Below are 17,884 nucleotides of genomic sequence, written 5' to 3' on the forward strand. Positions count from 1 at the left end.
CGGGGCAGATTCTTTACATATTGGATGTTTGCGGGTATTGTTTATTCAGAAAGATACAGGTTTACTTCCTGGATCACGCTGTTTGCAGCTTCGTCCAGACTTATCTCGCCGTTCATATACCGCACACCGGCATCACTGACTGCATTCAGGATAATTTCATTGTCTGCAATAGGGGTTGTCAGGCTCTTGCCCAGTTCCTTAAATTCATTTATGATCTCCTGGGTCGGGGCAATTGTCTCGAAGGACTCATCCACACCGGTTATAGCATTGTAGCTTGAGGAGGTCATAAGAACAGTTCCCGGTTCACCCTGATCCCAATAGGCATCTCCGTCATAAACGCTTTGCTTCACCGGGTAACCGACGAATCTGGTGATCTGCTGACCTTCATCTGAAAACAGGAAGCTGACAAATTTTTCAGCGGCTTCTTTTTCTGAGGATTTTGAGCTTACGCCAACCACATTGAGCGGGACAAAGCAGTTCTGAGCCTGTGCATTCCAGACTTTTCTGGAGATGGAGGAATCCAGATTCTGTACAGAATCGATTTCTGCAATGTCCATTGGGGAGTAAATGGCACCGGCTGCAAGGAGGAACAAGTTTCCTCTGACTTCATTAGCAGAGTATGCCATACTTAAGGAACGGTCATATCCGCCCCAATCCTGGTTGACAAAATCATCTCCGTACAGTTCTCCGATTTCCCGGAGTCCTTCCAACCCTGCCTGATAGATTCGTCCGGTCTGTTCCAGAAAGTCTTTGATCAGAGCTTCGTCCAGGGTTCCGTCCTCCTTGATCCAGGCGGCGGAACAGGAGTCTGCCAGATTTTCCAAAAGCATCTGGGCGCCGAAGCTGGAGGGGAGGGAGATAGAGTAGAGATTGTTTTCGTTGACCCCGTACTCATCCTTGTGGCTTTCAATCACATCCGCCATGGATTTCAAATCTGTGATGGCATCTGTATCCTCTGCATGTCCTACTATCATGGGAATACCGAACTGGACCGGCATGGTATAAATGCTGCCGTCCTCCCTGGTGTAAGCGTTCTGAATGTTTTCCAGAAGGCCAGCCTCTTTAAAAATACCGTTCAGGTCCTCCAGCATGCCTTTTTCTATATAAGTATCAGAAGGGATTCCGTCCAGGATCATGATATCCGGCCCTTTTCCTGCCATGATCTCTGTGTTCAGAGTCTTCAGAGCATCGGTGGTGGTCACAGCATCATCTCCTGACATTCCTGTTTCCAGATTCAGATAAATATCAGGATATTTTTTCTGAAAAACAGCGGCGGCCTGCCGGATAAAGGAATTATCCTCCAGAGAATAGACTTTCAGTTCCGTATCCGGAACAGTGGGCGTATCTTTGGAGTAGACGTAGCGGCAAAGCTTTCCTTTCAGCTCACCGGAGCTGGAATCGCTGGAGCTTATATAAAAGCTGTCCTCATCTCTTACGGCAGAGGTAAAGCCTGTGCTTGGAGAGCTGATGGAATTCAAAGCGCCGTCAATCACCTGTTCTATGACACTTCCGCCAAAGGAATAGCGGTACAGGCCATCATGATCCAGATAGAAGATGCTGTCCTCCTCATCGCCGGAAAGAAACAGGATGGGCACAGAGGAAGAGGAGACCATCTGCATGTTTGATTCCTTGGAAGTAAGCTGCTGTGTCAAAGGATCGCCTGTTTCCAGGGGCTTTCCTGTCTCAATATCATAATAGTGAACCGTCTGATCAATGACAACAGCAAGATTTTTTCCTGAAATCCCCATAAACTGTACGGAACCTCCTTCCTCGAAGCAATGGACGAGAGTACCGTCTTTGGGGTTGATCTCTTTCACACCCTCTCCGAGGGAAAGGAGGAAAATATTCCCATTGTCTCCGAACTGGCAGGATGTGATCATGATACTGTTTACAATGTCTTGGATATCCAGCTTGTTTGCTGCCCCATCGGGAGAGCGGTAATAGTATTCCATGCTGAAATCGTCAGTATAGCCTTCATCACCGCCAACGTATACGGCAGCAAAAATGCCGCCGTCCTTTGCTGCGGCTATCTCCATAATGCTGTCACCGCTCTCATCGTATGGGATACCCATCAAATCTGCCACGAATACGCTTTCTTCCCAGGTTTGGCCCTTGTCAGAGGATTTCGTAAAGCGTGCCAGATAATCCTGATTTTTGTAAAGAAGCGCCAGCGAGCCGTCATCCAGAATCTGCAGTGCATCTATGATCATGCAGTCTTCCGGGAGAGAAACATCTTCCTCCAGGTAACGCCCCATTGCAGTCTGAGATTCCTGTGTTTCAGAGCCTGTATCTACGATCACGTCCGCACCATCCTTTTCCTGTCCGCATCCTGCCAGGCTCATAAGCCCGGTGGCGGCCAGACAACAGGAGAGGGAGACAGCCATCCCGCGTTTTGTATTTTTATATGGTTTCATATGATAACCTCCTTATTTTGATGTTTGTATGGTATCATGAAAATCTCTAAGTTATCTCTAAACCTTTTACTTTTTCCATATAATAATACATCCAATTCCGGAAGAGTGGAGGAAGAGAAAGAAGTTTTTATTTAAGTTTAGAGGAAATTTAAAGAGAAAGATGCTATACTACAGAAAAGATCGGCAGCAAAAGGAGTAAAACATGTTTCGGAAGCTTCATATACAAATGACAGCGTTTGCGGCGCTGATTACCAGTGCCATACTGGTGGTGCTGACTCTGGCTTGTCTGGCAATCTCAGAGAGTGGAATGAGAAAAAACAGTTATGCAACCTTTGAAAATAATGTAAATTCCTGCATCAGTTATATGGAAGGGCAGACACTTCTGTCGCACCAGTGGATTTTACAGGCAAAGGAAGCTTACGGCATAGATATGAAAATCCTTGATAATGGACACGAGCTTTTTTTTAATAAGCTGAATCCTACGGAGGAAAAAGCGGACCTGTTCCAGGAGGCAGCGGAAATTTCCAGGGAAACGGAAGGACTTGACGTGGATTTTCCTGGGGGATTTACCATTACAAAGACGGCTCTTTTCCGGACCGAGGATTACTACGCCTGTACAGCTCTTGTCCCGAAGAAAGAGGGGGCTTTAAGCGCAGTGATCCTGTATCCGCTGGATGATCTGAAGAACCAGCTTAAATCCCAGAGAATCGCGTTCGGAATGATGGTGTGTCTGGCCATCATTGCCATGTCTGTATTTTCCTGGTTTTTGATCAAAAAAATGCTGCGGCCTCTTGAAGAAAGCAAAAGAAAACAGACAGAATTTATTGCAGCAGCTTCCCATGAGCTGCGCTCTCCACTGGCAGTTATCCTCACAAGCATCCAGGCTATGGAAGATTCAGGAGAAAAGGAGAGGGAAAGATTTATTTCCACCATCCAAAGTGAGGGGAGCAGAATGGCAAGGCTGATAGGCGATATGCTTTCCCTTGCAAATGCTGACAATCATTCCTGGAGCATCCTGTGTTCACCCTGCGAGCTGGATACGCTGGTCCTGGATACGTATGAAAAGTATGAAGCTATTTTTTCAGAAAAAGGAATCCGGCTGTCTGCAAAGCTCCCGGAGGAGGCGTTTTCCCTCTGCAAATGTGATGCATCACGGATCAGCCAGGTACTGGGCATCCTTCTCGACAACGCGGTCAGTTATGTGCCGTCCGGAGGTCAGGTCTGTCTGGAACTGGCGGAGGATGAAAAAGCCTTTTGGCTCACAGTCTCCGATAATGGACCGGGAATTCCGGATCAGGATAAAACGTCCGTATTTGAACGTTTCTACCGTGCGGATGCGTCGCGGGGAGACAAGCAGCACTTTGGATTGGGCTTATGTATTGCACAGGAAATCGTGACGCTGCACCGGGGAACCATTGTGCTCACGGATACCCCGGGAGGAGGCGCCACCTTTCAGATTCGGCTGCCAAAGGAATAGCTTATATAAAGACCTCCATCTGGTAGCCGATGCCGCGGATGGTCTTTAGGGAAAGAGTGCTGTTTACAGCTTTTAGCCGGCGGCGCAAAAAGTGAATATAATTATCAAGATTTCCCTCCTCCACATCGGAATCCAACCCCCATACCCGGGAGAGAAGCACAGTCCGGGTGAGGGTCTGGCCCGGGTTGCGGAGAAATACTTCCAGAAGAGCGCCCTCTCGTTTGGAAAGGGTGCATTCTTTGGAATCCTTGAAAAGCCGGTTGGTTTCCGGGTCAAAGGAAATGTCACCCAGCTTCAGCAGGTCAGAGTCATCCCATTTTCCGGGGCGTCTCATGATGCAGTGGATCCTTGCAAGAAGCTCTTCAAAAGCAAAGGGCTTGACCATATAATCATCGGCACCGCATTCCAGTCCGGTAACCTTGTCATTTAATTCCCCTAATGCTGTGAGAAAGATCACAGGTGTGGAAATGTGGGATTTTCTGGCTGCCTTTAGCACGCTCACACCGTCCAGAGACGGAAGCATTCTGTCCAGAATTACAAGATCGTGCATGTTTTCCTGCATATAATAAAGTCCCTCTTCCCCGTCATGGCACACATCCACCACAAAATCTTCTTTTTCCAGACGGAATTTCATGGCCTCCGCCAGCTCTATATCATCTTCAATAACTAAAATTCGCATATTTAACCTCGATTTAAAAATTCATTCCCGGTATAGCCCGGATTTGCTCAGTGTTCCTATCATAGCATATTTTTCTCTAAAATATCTCTAAATAATCGAAATATATTATACAGCCTTAAATCTGTCTGCCGCTCCAATGCCGCCAACGCATGTCAAAAGCTTCTAAAAGGAGCTGCCGAAGCAGCTCCGATCTATATTATCTCCAAGGCCGGTTATCATTGCGCTCATGTCTGTCATCGCGTCTGTCGTCACGCCTGTCATCACGCCTGTCATCACGGCGGTCATCGCGACGGTCGTCACGTCTGTCATCACGGCGGTCACAACGGCATGGCGGACAAGGCGGACAACCACGTCTGCGGCGGTCCTGGAATAATTGGTCAAAATCGTCAGGCATAGGAAATTCTCCTTTTTTATTTAGGATATGCGGAAAAGAAAAAAGTGTGGCCTGTTTAGAAGAAAGTCAGTATAGACGGCTAAAGAAAATAGAAAAGTTTGTTGTAAAAGATTCCTGCTCTGGTATAATAAAACCAGCAAGCACGGAAGAGGTAGATGGTGTGCATACAGTTGGAATAATTAACAGGGATATTTATAAGTGCATAACAGAAGATATCGTAACAGATGAGGTGATCATTACGGATGTGCAAATCAGGCACATTCAACAGAGACATCCCAATGACTATGAGCGCTTTGCTTCTCATTTTGAGGAAATTGTAAAGGAACCAGATTTTATTATTGAGACCAAGAAGCCTAACACGGCTCTTATATTGAAAGAGATACGAGATGAAAATGAAGTGTTTAAAACTGTTTTGCGTTTGGTGACTTCAAACGATAATCCTGAGTATAAAAATTCCATCATTACCTTTATGAAGATAGATGAGAAAGAATGGAAGCGACTGTTAATATTAAGGCTTTACCCAGATAATTATTTGAGGTGGAAAATTTCGCACGGTCCACACGCCGATGGTACAGACAGGGGAAACCCGAGAGATGCAGGAGAAGCGTGCGCCTGCCAAATGATTATCTGGTTTAGCAAATATAGATTACCAATACCACCAGTCAGTAATGTCCGGTGGTATTTTTGTGTCCATTTAAAGGTCGTTTAGAGATAACTTAGAGATTCCCATGCTATTCTGTGTGCATACTCAACGAAAAGAGGCACAAGGCATCATGAAAAAGCACAATAGCTATAAAGGGCTTCTGTTTATTCTTCCAAGCTTTGCGGGAGTTCTGGTATTTTGGCTGGTTCCGTATGGAGATGTGATCCGGCGTTCCTTTTACAGTGCTGTAAGCGAAGAATTTACAGGAATCAAAAATTATAAAACCATATTTGAAAATCAGGCATTCCGGCTGGCAGGGGCAAATACCCTGCGCTTTTTCGCCGTATGTATTCCAATACTGGTGCTGTTGTCACTGACTATTGCGGTTTTGCTCACCAGGCAGAAAAAATATATGCAGGGAATCAAGACCATGTTTCTTTTGCCTATGGCGATTCCTGTGGCGTCGGTGGTGCTTCTGTGGCGGCTTTTATTTCACGGTCACGGACTTCTGAACCATCTTCTGGATGTTCTGTCAATTCCAACAGTGGACTGGATGAATACAGGCGCTTCCTTCTATGTGCTGGTTGTGAGCTATCTCTGGAGAAATTTAGGATACGATATCGTGCTGTGGGTGGCAGGGCTGACCGCCATTCCGGACGCGCTGTATGAAGCGGCACGGGTAGACGGGGCAGGAGAATGGAAATGCTTTACCAGGATCACGCTGCCCAATCTGATGCCGTCACTGTTTACCATTGTGGTACTCTCACTTCTGAACGGCTTTAAGGTATTCCGTGAGGCGTACCTGGTGGCAGGAGATTATCCACAGGAAAAAATGTATCTGTTGCAGCATCTTTTTAATAACTGGTACAGGGACCTGGCGCTGGATAAAATGTCAGCGGCGGCAGTGGTGACCGGAGGGCTGATCCTGGTGCTGATATTGGGGCTGCAAAGAGCCTGGGCGAAGGAGGAAAAGGTGTGAAAAAAATGCTGACGTTCCTCCTGGGAAGTTTGGCATCGGTGGCCGTATTTCCCATCGTATTTCTGGCAGCAGGCTCTTTTATGGGGAAGGTTGAGCTGAAGGAGCTTTTATTGCCTGTGATGGACAGCAGCGCAAAGGGGTACGCCTCCTGGAAGCTGCTTCCCGGCTATCCCACACTCCGTTCCTATGTAGAGGTCCTTTTGGATTCTCCGGAGTTCTTTGTCATGTTTTGGAATTCCGCAAAGATCACGGGAGGGATCCTGGCAGGGCAGCTTCTGGTGGGAGTGCCGTCAGCATGGGGCTTTGCGAAATTTAAGTTTCCCGGAAAAAAGCTGTTGTTTACCGTTTATATAGCCATGATGATGATGCCCTTTCAGGTGATGATGCTGAGCAATTACCTGGTTTTGGATAAATTAAGGCTTCTGGATACGCTGTTGGGGATCATCCTCCCGGCGGTCTTTTCTACATTCCCCGTATTTATCATGTACCGCTTTTTCGAAGGCATTCCCGATGCGCTTCTGGAAGCAGCGCGACTTGACGGAGCGGGAGAGCTGCGGCTGTTTTTTGAAATAGCCCTCCCCTTAGGCTCTCCCGGCGTCATTTCCGCCATGGTGCTGGGGTTTCTGGAATATTGGAATATGATCGAGCAGCCCATGGCTTTTTTGAAAACAAAGGAGCTGTGGCCTCTTTCCTTGTATCTGCCCAACATTACAATGGAAAAAGCAGGGGTTGCGTTTGCCGCATCGGTGGTGGTGCTGCTTCCTGCACTTCTTGTTTTTATGGCAGGACAGGATTATCTGGAACAGGGAATTATCGCTTCAGCGCTGAAGGAGTAAAGGTGATAACATGAGACAGAAGAAAATAATGAAGTGGTTTGGAATATTTTTTGCAGTGATGATGGTTTTTACCGTGCTTTCCAGAGCGGCAGATTCTGTAAATGTGGCGCAGGTTCAGGTGAAACTGATCCAGAACCAGATGGTGACCCATAAGGTCACCGGAACCGGAAAGGTGGTGGGAATCCGGGAGCAGGCCGTGTTTGCCCAGGAAAATCTGAAGGTGGAGCAGGTTCTGGTCCAGGAAGGACAGTCTGTAAAAAAAGGCGATGTGATGCTGAAGCTGTCCCTGGATAGTATCCAGGAAGCTTTGAAGGACAAAAACGATGAGATCGAGGAATTGAATCTAAGGATCAAGGACCTGAAAAGCTTAGAAAAAGTAAACAGCCGGAAAAGAGCTGCTGACCAGGATTGGGCAAGGCGTTCCTATAACATATCGGCGCAGGGCAGCAATATTTCTGTAGATAACGCCAGGCTGGAGGTGCAGGTGGCGCAGCAGAGGCTGGAGGATTTTTACCGGGACCGCGAGCTTGCACAGAGACAGTCGCTTGCAGATGAAGCAGAAGGTTTTACAGACGGTGCAGGAGGCTTTACGGACAACACAGGTGACAGCAATGAGAGCACGGATCCTGAAAATGGTTTCCAGGATTACACGGAGGAGACTGGCAAAACAGAAAACGAAGGCAGCGAAAGCAGCATGGATTATGCAGCGCAGGAACAGGCCTTGACAGATGACCTGCGCGCAAAGCAGGAGGCGCTGAATTCTGCTATTGCAGGGCAGAACCAGGAGCTTGCAGCAGCAGGAAAAACCGTTGAGGATGCCAGCCTTCCGGAGGCTTCGGACAGTACGTTGGAAAATGTGGAACGGCAATTGGCAAACAGCCAGGAGGATCTGGAAAAGCTGAATCAGCTTCTTGCTGACGAGGGAAACGTAAAGGCAACGGCAGACGGCGTTGTAAAATCCCTGGCAGCGGCAACCGGAAGCATCACAGCAGAGTCAGCGGCAGCGGTGCTCTATCTTACGGAGGGGAATCTGCGCATGAACGGAACCATTTATGAAGATGATCTGAAATATGTGGAGATAGGAGCTGCCGTGATTCTGAAAGGAAGCAGTGGAAAGGATATCCAGGGGGCGTCTGTGGAATCTGTTCGGGAGGATGAAACAGACCCGGATGCAAGAGTGATCTCCATACAGCTCCCCGACAGTTCGCTTTCTATAGGTGAAACTGCGGAATTTGTCATTTCAAAGGATGCAGGGCCCTTTAACACCTGTATTCCACTGTCAGCCCTTCATGAAGAAAATGGTTCTGCCTATGTGTATGTGATCGACAGCCAAAATTCCGTGCTGGGAGAGGTATTGGTGGCGCGCCGGGCTGAGGTTTTAGTGAAGGACAAAAACCAGTCTCTGGCAGCATTGGAAAGCGGCAGTCTTTCAAGTGACCAGAAGATCATTGTAGACGCTGACAGGGAAATATCAGATGGCAGCCGGGTCCGGCTGCAGGAGTCGTGAGAGGGATGAGGCAGCGGGCCGGGATTGCCAGGATCTGTTTTGTACTGGCAGCGGTCCTCTGCTATTACTTTGGCGTAAGGTCCTGCTTTTCCATGGAAAAGACAGGGGCGGCAGTTATTTATCTCTCGGCGTCCTATCCCAGCCGCACTGCAGCGGAGGATATTCTGGAGGACTGCCAGGCAGGGGAAGATTCTGTGGATGTCTGCTTTTATTGGGACGGAGGCTTGCAGAGTGTGAAAAACGAAAACTATGGACGGAGCAGCAAGGTTCTTGTAGCAGGTCTGACAGGGGATGCCTCCCTGTATAACTGGAGAGGAGGCGCGCTGGCGCAGGAGGACAGGACAGGGTGCATCATAGACCGTGAAACGGCGTTGGAGCTTTTCGGAAGTGATAACTGTACAGGCAGTACGGTGACTTTGGGGGAAAATGACTATGAGATACGCCGCATCGTGCCCTGGAGCCAGCGGATCATGCTGATACATCCTACGGATAAAGAAGTCATGTATACCCGCGTTTTTGTCAGACCCCGAAAGGGGGAGACCCTGCAGAACGCAGGCAGCCGTTTCCTTATGAGCTATGGCTTAAGTGGTTCGTTGGTGGATGATGGGTGGCTTGCTGCCCTGGCAGGGGCAGCCCTGCTTCTTTTTCCCGCGGGGCTGGCGGCGGCTTTTTTTAAAGCTGTCGGGGACAGACGGAAAGCGGCAGGGGAACATACAAGGGAATACTGGCTGTGGCTGGGGATATCTGTCCTGGCAGCCGGAGCACTGTTGTTTTTTATTTACAAGAATTTCAGCATTTCCAGTGACTGGCTGCCGGATAAATGGTCAAATTTTGGATTCTGGCCTGAAAAGATCGCAAAGGAGCGTGAAAATCTTGGCCTGTACCTGATGCTGCCAAAGACAGTGCCGCAGACAGAACAGATCCGGAAGGCTGCGGAAAGCCTGTTCTGTGGGATATTTGCGCTGGTTTTCTATATTAGAGGATTACTGGTACAGTCTCGTTTCAAAAAGGAAGGGAAAAATGAAAAAAGTATGGTAGAAACATAAAGAAGTATGTTATAATAATGCTTATCTTAGGGAAATTCAGCACAGGAGGCAGTGAATATGGTATCATTTCATTATGTTATCAAAGATAAGCTTGGCATTCATGCGCGGCCAGCAGGACTTCTGGTAAGAGAGGCAGCGAAACTGAACAGCAAAATTACCATCTGCAAAGGGGCAAAGAGCGGTGATGCAAGGAAGGTTTTCAATGTGATGGCACTTGCAGTAAAAGAGAATGACGAGATTGTGGTAAACGTAGAGGGTGATACCGAAGAAGCTGATGCTGAAGTTATGAAAGCTTTCTTTGAGAATAATTTATGAAATCAAGGAGAAATGAACGTATGAGAGTATTGGAAGGTAAATCCGTTTTTTCAGGAATTGCAATCGGAAAAGTTTCCATTTATCAGAAGGCAGATGCCAGCGTAAAGCGAATTCACGTAGAGGATTCGGAGAGTGAGATCGCCCGTGTGAACGAGGCGAAGGAAAAGGCAGTGGCACAGCTTGGTGCTCTTTACGACAAAGCAGTTCAGGAAGTCGGAGAAGCAGGAGCTGCTATTTTTGAAGTACATCAGATGATGCTGGATGACGATGATTATCTGGATTCCATATATAACATTATCCGTACTGAAAATGTAAATGCAGAGTATGCAGTTGCCACCACAGGCGACAATTTCTCATCCATGTTTGCCCAGATGGATGACGATTATATGAGAGCAAGAGCTGCCGATATAAAAGATATTTCAGACCGTCTTGTGCGCGTTTTGTCCGGCTGTGGAGACGGCGGATTGGAATCCGACGAGCCGGTTATCGTGGCAGCAGAGGATCTGGCTCCAAGTGAGACCGTTCAGATGGATAAGAGCAAGGTGCTGGCATTTGTCACAAGAAAGGGTTCCTCGAACTCCCATACAGCGATCCTTGCCAGAACCATGAACATCCCGGCACTCATTAACATTGAGTATGACGATGATGTAAACGGCGTGATGGCGATCGTTGACGGAAAGGCAGGCAAGCTGATCATTGAGCCGGATGAGGAGACCCTGAGCACCTACCGTGAAATGAAAGAGGAAGAGCTTCGCCAGCGTGCAATGCTGAAGGAATTAAAGGGTAAGCCCACTGAGACAAAGAGCGGACGTTCCCTTCACCTTTACGCAAATATCGGAAGCACCGGAGACGTAGCAAACGTTCTGGCAAACGATGCGGAAGGTATCGGACTTTTCAGAAGTGAATTTATTTATCTGGAAAAAGAGGATTATCCTACAGAGGAAGAGCAGTTCCAGATCTATAAGACAGTAGCACAGAACATGGCTGGCAAAAAGGTCATCATCCGTACCCTGGATATCGGCGCTGACAAGCAGATCGATTATTTCCAGATGGCACACGAGGAGAATCCGGCTATGGGATACCGTGCGATCCGTATCTGCCTGGACCGCCCGGAGGTATTTAAGACACAGCTCCGCGCGCTGTTCCGTGCAAGTATGTTTGGAAGCATTTCCATTATGTACCCAATGATCATTTCCGTAAATGAGGTAAGACAGATCAAGGAGATCGTGGCTGAGGTAAAGAAGGAGCTGACAGAGCAGGGCGTTCCGTTCCGCGATGATGTGGAGCAGGGTGTTATGATCGAGACTCCGGCTGCTGTTATGATCAGTGACCTTCTTGCGAAAGAGGTTGATTTCTTCAGCATCGGTACAAATGATCTGACCCAGTATACGCTGGCGATCGACCGTCAGAATGCAAAGCTTGACAATATCTATGATTCCCATCATGAGGCAGTGCTCCGCATGATCAAGATGGTTGTGGATAATGCGCATAAAGAGGGAATCTGGGCAGGTATCTGCGGTGAGCTTGGAGCTGACACCACCCTGACCGAGCGTTTTGTGGAAATGGGACTGGATGAGCTTTCCGTTTCCCCAACATTTGTACTTCCGGTACGTAAAGTGATTCGTGATATGGATTGATCAAAAAAGTGTACGCCTTGGCGGACACTTACAGCATGAAAAAAATACCGTCGGCGTTGGTCCGGCGGTATTTTTATGAAACATCCGAAGGGTGTTAAAAGCCCAGCTTTTCTCCACAGAGTACGACCTTAATGCGGCCCGGTTTGCGGGAAAAACGGGTGACAAGGATCTGGCAGCAGATACAGGAAGGGCTGAGGCAGTCCGCACAGACGCCTGTTTTTGCGCAGGGGGTATCTGCTTTTACCCGCATTGCATTAGGCGGACATGCCATGGTGCGGATGCGGCTGTATGCCTCATCCACGGTACCGCACAGCTTATCCATGCTTGCCAGGACAATCACATGCTCAGGACCGTGGGCAATGCAGGCTACACGGTTGCTTGCGCCGTCCACATTTACCAGCTCACCTTCTTTGGTGAATGCGTTTGTGCTGGTGAGAAAATAATCTGCACAGACGATCTTCCCATACAGTGCCCGTGCCTCCTCCGGCGTTTTGGCACTGGAGCGGTCGATAAATTCGTAATTTCCCGTTTTTACCGCATCGCAGACACCTGCCTGGACCATTGACTCCGTGCCTCCCCAGGTGACGGAGGAGCCTTCCGGGATCATGGAAAGGACCAGCGCCTTTGCCTCCTCCTTTGTCTCGCAGTAAAAAGCTTCCATGTTTCTTTTTTCAAATTTTTTCTTCAGGCTTTCCGCTGTTTTGCGGCGGCTTTCAGATATGTATGACATGATATATGCCCCTTTCTTTTTAGATTATGCGCGTGCCGTGAAATGGGATTTTGGCGGCTCTGGCACAGTTACCGATATGCTCTTATCATATCATAATTGAAGGGAATTATAAATATGAAAAAAATTGTCTAAAAGGTTTGCCAGACCCTGCCCGGGGTATTATAATAGTCATATGCAAAAAACAGATAAGGAGAAATCAGAATGAGTAGAATTGCCATTGTCACAGATAGTAACAGCGGCATAACGCAGGATGAGGGACGGCAGCTCGGCATTTCTGTTATCCCCATGCCTTTTTATATTAATGAAAAAATGTACCTGGAAGGGGTAACCCTTTCCCAGGAGGAATTTTACGAGCGTCTGAAAAATGATGAACCGATTTCTACCTCACAGCCCAGCCCTGCGGAAACCTGCGGCCTCTGGGACCAGCTTTTAAAGGAGTATGATGAGATCGTGGAAATTCCCATGTCCAGCGGCTTAAGCGCCACCTGCTCCACTGCGTTAGGATTGGCACAGGACTATGAAGGCAGGGTGCATGTGGTGGACAACCAGCGCATCTCCGTTACCCAGCGCCAGTCCGTTCTGGATGCTATTGCCCTTCGGGAGGCAGGAAAGGACGGAGCCCGGATCAAACAGATTCTCGAGGCTGAAAAATTCCAGTCAAGTATCTATATCACATTGGAAACTTTGAAATATCTGAAAAAAGGCGGAAGGATCACCCCCGCTGCAGCGGCCATCGGCACGGTGCTGAATTTGAAGCCTGTTTTGCAGATCCAGGGGGAAAAGCTGGATTCCTATGCAAAAGTAAGGGGGAAAAAGCAGGCCCGCCGCACTATGATAAAGGCTATGAAGGCTGACTTTGAGACAAGGTTCGCCCAGTATGTGGATAAGGGAGAAATGTGTCTGGAGGCTGCCTATACCGGTAACCTGGAGGAAGCTATGGATTGGAAAGAGGAGATTGCCCAGGCGTTCCCTGGCATGGAGATCCATATGGATCCGCTTTCCTTAAGCGTGGCATGTCACATCGGGCACGGTTCACTGGCGATTGCCTGTGCGAAAAAAATCACTGTGTAAGGGATATCAAGTAAACATAAGGAGTCAGAGGATCATGAAAAAACTTATTGAACTTATGGCAGAAGAGCTTTCTGCCGCATTTGAAAAGGCAGGTTACGACCCTGCTTACGGAAGGGTGAGCGTTTCCAACCGTCCTGATTTATGTGAATATCAGTGCAACGGAGCCATGGCAGGTGCCAAGGCATATAAAAAAGCACCGTTTATGATCGCGGATGATGTTGCGGCAAATTTAAAGGACAGCAGGATCTTTTCCATGGTGGAGGTGGTTAAGCCTGGCTTTATCAACCTGAAGGTCAGCGAGGAGTATCTGGCGCAGTATCTCAAGGAAATGGGAGAGGATGAGAAGCTTTCCGTCAATGCTGCCGAAAAACCGCAGACCATTATCATTGATTACGGCGGACCCAATGTGGCGAAGCCTCTCCATGTGGGACATCTGCGTTCTGCGATTATCGGAGAAAGCATTAAGCGGATCGGTCGCTATGTGGGTCATAAGGTGATCGGAGATGTGCATCTGGGCGACTGGGGCCTTCAGATGGGTCTGATCATCACAGAGCTGAAGCACAGACAGCCGGAGCTTGTTTATTTTGACGACAGCTATGCAGGAGAATATCCGGAGGAAGCACCCTTTACCATCGGGGAGCTTGAGGAGATTTATCCAAGCGCCAGTGCGAAATCCAAGGAAGATGAGGCATACAGGAGCGAGGCGCTTGAGGCCACACATTTGCTGCAGCAGGGAAAGCCCGGATACATGGCATTGTGGAATCATATCATGAATGTTTCCGTTACGGACCTTAAGAGAAATTATGCGAACTTAAATGTTGAATTTGATCTGTGGAAAAAGGAATCGGATGCACAGCCGTATATTCCGGAGATGGTAGAAAAGATGAAAGAGCAGGGCTTTGCCTATGAAGATCAGGGTGCCCTCGTGGTAGATGTAAAGGAGGAGAGCGATACCAAGGAGATTCCGCCCTGTATGCTTCTGAAATCGGACGGAGCTTCCCTTTATACCACCACGGATCTTGCTACCATAGTGGAGCGTATGAAGCTCTTTAACCCGGATGAGATTCTTTATGTGGTGGATAAGCGTCAGGAGCTGCATTTTATTCAGGTATTCCGCTGCGCAAGAAAGACCGGTCTTGTTAAAGAGGACACAAAGCTTTCCTTCCTTGGTTTTGGAACCATGAACGGCAAGGACGGCAAGCCCTTTAAGACAAGAGAGGGCGGTGTAATGCGTCTGGAAAACCTCATCGCAGATATTGATGAGGAGATGTTCCGCAAAATTGTGGAAAACCGCAGCGTGAAGGACAAGGATGCAGGGGAAACGGCAAAGATCGTAGGGCTTTCTGCTATCAAATACGGCGATCTGTCCAATCAGGCGACTAAGGATTATGTGTTTGACGTTGACCGCTTCACCTCCTTTGAGGGAAATACAGGTCCATACATTTTATATACTATTGTTAGGATCAAGTCCATTCTTAACCGTTACGTGGAGGCTGGCGGCGATTTAGCGGCAGGGGAGATCCTGGCAGCAGCAAACAGCAGCGAAAAGAACCTGATGCTGCAGCTTACAGGCTTTGGTTCCACTGTGGAGAGCGCATTTGAGGAAAAAGCGCCTCATAAGATCTGTGCATATATTTATGAGGTTTCCAATGCTTTCAACAGCTTCTATCACGAAACAAAAATCCTGAGTGAGGAAAACGAGGCGCAGAAGCAGTCCTTTATCCAGCTTCTGCTTCTGACCAAAAAGGTTCTGGAAACAAGCATTGACCTGCTTGGCTTCTCTGCTCCGGATAAGATGTAATTACTGTTTACAGGTTGGCATACGGCGGATAGTCTGCTGTATGCCAATTTGCAATTTAGTCTTTTCAAGAAGAACATATTGTGCTATAATCATTATATCTGTAAATCTGTCTGAAAATCTGAGAGCCGGTAATCTCTGGCTATTTTCAAAAAAGCTTATGAGCAACAAAAATAGAATACTGGAAAGAGGTGATTACGATTGACCTTACAGGAATGATCTTAAAGGGACGGTACTGTATTGTAGAACAGGTTGGTTCCGGCAGTGAGGGAAGGCTTTATCTTGCAAGGGATATTGAGCTGGGAGGATACTGGGCTGTGAAGGAAATTCCCATTTCCCGGAAAAAAGAGGCAAAGCTTCTAAGGCTTTTGGAACATCCTGCTATACCAAGGATGGTTGACTTTGCGGAACAGGGGGAAGCCTGTTACCTGGTGATGGAATATATCCGGGGAAAATCCCTGCAGGCTTTGCTGGAGGAAGGAAAGCATTTTTCGGCAAAGGAGCTTTTGGAACTGGGATTGCATATCTCCCAGGTGCTGCATTATCTTCACACCAGAAAGCCGCCTGTCTATTACGGAGATTTAAAGCCTGCTAATCTGATGCTTGACCATACAGGAAAGCTTTATCTGGTGGATTTCGGCAGCGCAGTGCCGGGATACAGCAGGGAGCAGAGAATCTGCCAGGGAACAAAGGGCTTTGCAGCGCCGGAGCAGTTTGAAGGAAAAATGTGCGAAAAAAGCGATGTATATGCTCTGGGTAAGACAATCAGGGCACTAGCGGGAAACAGATGGTATGGTGTGCTTTTGCAGGCACCGGGACTTCTGTATTTTGTAAAAAAATGCTGCCGGAGGTCAGAAAAAGCCCGCTATGGAGATATGGAGGAAGCGGGAAGGGCGCTTCTCAGAATCAGGCAAAGGCTTGGCAAAGGAAGGAGAACGGTAATGGCGGCTTTCGTAACTGCATTGTTTCTTTGCACAGCAGGGGCGTCTTATATAAGCGTGAACAGAAAACCGGATTTTTTTCAGGCCTTGGAGGAGGTCACAGGCTTGTATCGGCAGCCGGAATTTTTATCCGGCGAAAAGGAGGAAGCGGCGGAAATCTGCAAGGAGGCAGAGAAAGAGCTTCAGAAACTCCTGAAGGAATATACGGATCAGAAGGAGCAAAGGAGGCTGCTGCTTCTACTGGCGGTCAACGGGGAACTGCAGGAAAAATGGGAGCGGGCGGCGTTCTACTATGAGCAGCTTCTTCTCTATGATCCGGAATACCGGGAAGGCTACGGGGAATACGGAATGTTTCTGTGGCGTACCGGGCAGAGGGAAGCAAGCATTAGGCTGCGGGAAGATTATGAAAAGCTGGAAAAGGAAGGGCTGCTGGAGAATGGGAGCGGAAAAGCGCTTTCTATGTGGAAGGAGAAAATAGATGAGGAGATTAATAAAGAAGAAAGGCTGTCTGGCAGTCATGATGCTGGCAGCGATGCTGCTGGCGGGGCGGACGGGGATACTTCTGGCAGGTGAGATGGGCGGATTTGACATAGATGTATCGCCGGGGGACGCCGGGGATGAGGTATGGTGGGAGAATTCCGGCGGGGAGCAGGGAACGGGACAGGAGGATTCTTACGTGCGGGAAGAGGAGACCGCGGATATAGGAGGTGTGACGGAGGCGTGGGGGAATATGGAAGCGGATTATGGGGGCTGGAGTGAAGATTACAGTGATGATTATGACGGTTACGCAAATTACGAAGAAGGCGAGGATACAGTTTGGAAAGAGTCAGTGGAAAATGCCGTTGAAAATACAGTGGAAAATGTCGTGGGAAGCGGTGACGTGTTAAAAAAGGAGAAAACTTCCGCAACGGCAGATCCGGAAAGTCAAGGGGCTTTGGAAAGGCATGAAGTACCGCAGCCATCTATGTGCACACCTACGCCGGAGCTTGCTCTGTCTCCTACGCCAAAGCCAGTGCTGTCTGCGACACCTGTTCCGACCCCGTCGCCTGCGATCACACCGGAAAACACACAAGAATTAGAGGAGGATAAGCTAAAAAGCTTTTTATATTATAACAATCATAACATTTTAGAAGGAAGAAAAGAGGCGAAGAATTATAAAGTGGATTTTCACCACAAAAAGAACATTGCGGAAGGAGAGATTCTGCAAATAGAAATAAGATCGGAATGCGTTTTGTCGGTTCTCTCCCTGCGCCTGAATGGGAAAGAGTGCCCATGGCACTGGGAAGGAAACCGGATCGTGCTGGAAAGTAAAATAAAGAAAGGGAATAATAAAATCGAACTGCTTGCCGCCCTGGACGGAGCATACGTGACGGAAATGCCTGCCTGGATATTTTGATAGACTCCACAAATAATAGAT

At 48.1% G+C, this 17,884-nt stretch carries 16 protein-coding genes; 12 read left to right on the forward strand and 4 right to left on the reverse strand.

The window, feature by feature from the left end:
- Window positions 1-41: 41 nt before the first annotated feature.
- Window positions 42-2,414 (reverse strand): ABC transporter substrate-binding protein, encoded by a 2,373-nt coding sequence (locus ACESZH_RS11750; protein WP_373215669.1) that lies wholly within the window; start codon window positions 2,412-2,414, stop codon window positions 42-44.
- 202 nt (window positions 2,415-2,616) lie between these two features.
- Here ACESZH_RS11750 and ACESZH_RS11755 point away from each other — a divergent pair, with 202 nt between their 5' ends.
- A complete protein-coding gene (locus ACESZH_RS11755; RefSeq protein ID WP_373215671.1) occupies window positions 2,617-3,891 on the forward strand; it encodes a sensor histidine kinase in 1,275 nt (424 codons plus the stop codon).
- A 1-nt stretch (window position 3,892) separates the two neighbouring features.
- On the opposite strand, the gene ACESZH_RS11760 is transcribed toward ACESZH_RS11755, so the two are convergent.
- Window positions 3,893-4,570: a response regulator transcription factor gene (locus ACESZH_RS11760; protein ID WP_373215672.1), complete on the reverse strand. Its 678-nt coding sequence runs from the start codon at window positions 4,568-4,570 to the stop codon at window positions 3,893-3,895.
- Between the two features lie 196 nt (window positions 4,571-4,766).
- Window positions 4,767-4,964 (reverse strand): hypothetical protein, encoded by a 198-nt coding sequence (locus ACESZH_RS11765; protein ID WP_373215673.1) that lies wholly within the window; start codon window positions 4,962-4,964, stop codon window positions 4,767-4,769.
- Window positions 4,965-5,010: 46 nt separating this feature from the next.
- Between ACESZH_RS11765 and ACESZH_RS11770 the strand changes: the two genes are divergently transcribed.
- From ACESZH_RS11770 to ptsP, 7 genes are all read left to right on the forward strand, one after another.
- On the forward strand, window positions 5,011-5,673 hold the full coding sequence (locus tag ACESZH_RS11770) for a PBECR2 nuclease fold domain-containing protein (protein ID WP_373215674.1): 663 nt from the start codon (window positions 5,011-5,013) through the stop codon (window positions 5,671-5,673).
- A 64-nt stretch (window positions 5,674-5,737) separates the two neighbouring features.
- Complete coding sequence (locus ACESZH_RS11775; protein ID WP_373215675.1) at window positions 5,738-6,586, forward strand: carbohydrate ABC transporter permease; 849 nt, start codon at window positions 5,738-5,740, stop codon at window positions 6,584-6,586.
- A gap of 5 nt (window positions 6,587-6,591) precedes the next feature.
- Window positions 6,592-7,422: a carbohydrate ABC transporter permease gene (locus ACESZH_RS11780; protein ID WP_373215716.1), complete on the forward strand. Its 831-nt coding sequence runs from the start codon at window positions 6,592-6,594 to the stop codon at window positions 7,420-7,422.
- A 10-nt stretch (window positions 7,423-7,432) separates the two neighbouring features.
- Window positions 7,433-8,929, forward strand: a complete 1,497-nt coding sequence (locus tag ACESZH_RS11785; RefSeq protein ID WP_373215676.1) for a hypothetical protein — start codon at window positions 7,433-7,435, stop codon at window positions 8,927-8,929.
- 5 nt (window positions 8,930-8,934) lie between these two features.
- Window positions 8,935-9,975: an ABC transporter permease gene (locus ACESZH_RS11790; RefSeq protein ID WP_373215677.1), complete on the forward strand. Its 1,041-nt coding sequence runs from the start codon at window positions 8,935-8,937 to the stop codon at window positions 9,973-9,975.
- Window positions 9,976-10,032: 57 nt separating this feature from the next.
- A complete protein-coding gene (locus ACESZH_RS11795) occupies window positions 10,033-10,290 on the forward strand; it encodes an HPr family phosphocarrier protein (protein WP_373215678.1) in 258 nt (85 codons plus the stop codon).
- A gap of 20 nt (window positions 10,291-10,310) precedes the next feature.
- Window positions 10,311-11,927, forward strand: a complete 1,617-nt coding sequence (gene ptsP, locus ACESZH_RS11800) for a phosphoenolpyruvate--protein phosphotransferase (RefSeq protein ID WP_373215679.1) — start codon at window positions 10,311-10,313, stop codon at window positions 11,925-11,927.
- 94 nt (window positions 11,928-12,021) lie between these two features.
- Here ptsP and ACESZH_RS11805 read toward each other — a convergent pair whose 3' ends face one another.
- Window positions 12,022-12,657, reverse strand: coding sequence for a lactate utilization protein (locus ACESZH_RS11805; RefSeq protein ID WP_373215680.1), 636 nt, complete (start codon window positions 12,655-12,657; stop codon window positions 12,022-12,024).
- Window positions 12,658-12,858: 201 nt separating this feature from the next.
- On the opposite strand from ACESZH_RS11805, the gene ACESZH_RS11810 reads away from it, so the two are divergent.
- From ACESZH_RS11810 to ACESZH_RS11825, 4 genes are all read left to right on the forward strand, one after another.
- Window positions 12,859-13,728: a DegV family protein gene (locus ACESZH_RS11810; protein WP_373215681.1), complete on the forward strand. Its 870-nt coding sequence runs from the start codon at window positions 12,859-12,861 to the stop codon at window positions 13,726-13,728.
- A gap of 34 nt (window positions 13,729-13,762) precedes the next feature.
- Window positions 13,763-15,529 (forward strand): arginine--tRNA ligase, encoded by a 1,767-nt coding sequence (gene argS, locus ACESZH_RS11815; protein WP_373215682.1) that lies wholly within the window; start codon window positions 13,763-13,765, stop codon window positions 15,527-15,529.
- Window positions 15,530-15,717: 188 nt separating this feature from the next.
- Window positions 15,718-17,040 (forward strand): protein kinase, encoded by a 1,323-nt coding sequence (locus ACESZH_RS11820; RefSeq protein WP_373215683.1) that lies wholly within the window; start codon window positions 15,718-15,720, stop codon window positions 17,038-17,040.
- Window positions 16,946-17,863 (forward strand): hypothetical protein, encoded by a 918-nt coding sequence (locus ACESZH_RS11825; RefSeq protein WP_373215684.1) that lies wholly within the window; start codon window positions 16,946-16,948, stop codon window positions 17,861-17,863. Before ACESZH_RS11820 ends, ACESZH_RS11825 begins: the two co-directional genes overlap by 95 nt.
- Window positions 17,864-17,884: the final 21 nt, after the last annotated feature.

Source organism: Ruminococcus sp. 5_1_39BFAA, assembly GCF_964240875.1.
Taxonomy (GTDB): domain Bacteria; phylum Bacillota; class Clostridia; order Lachnospirales; family Lachnospiraceae; genus Blautia_A.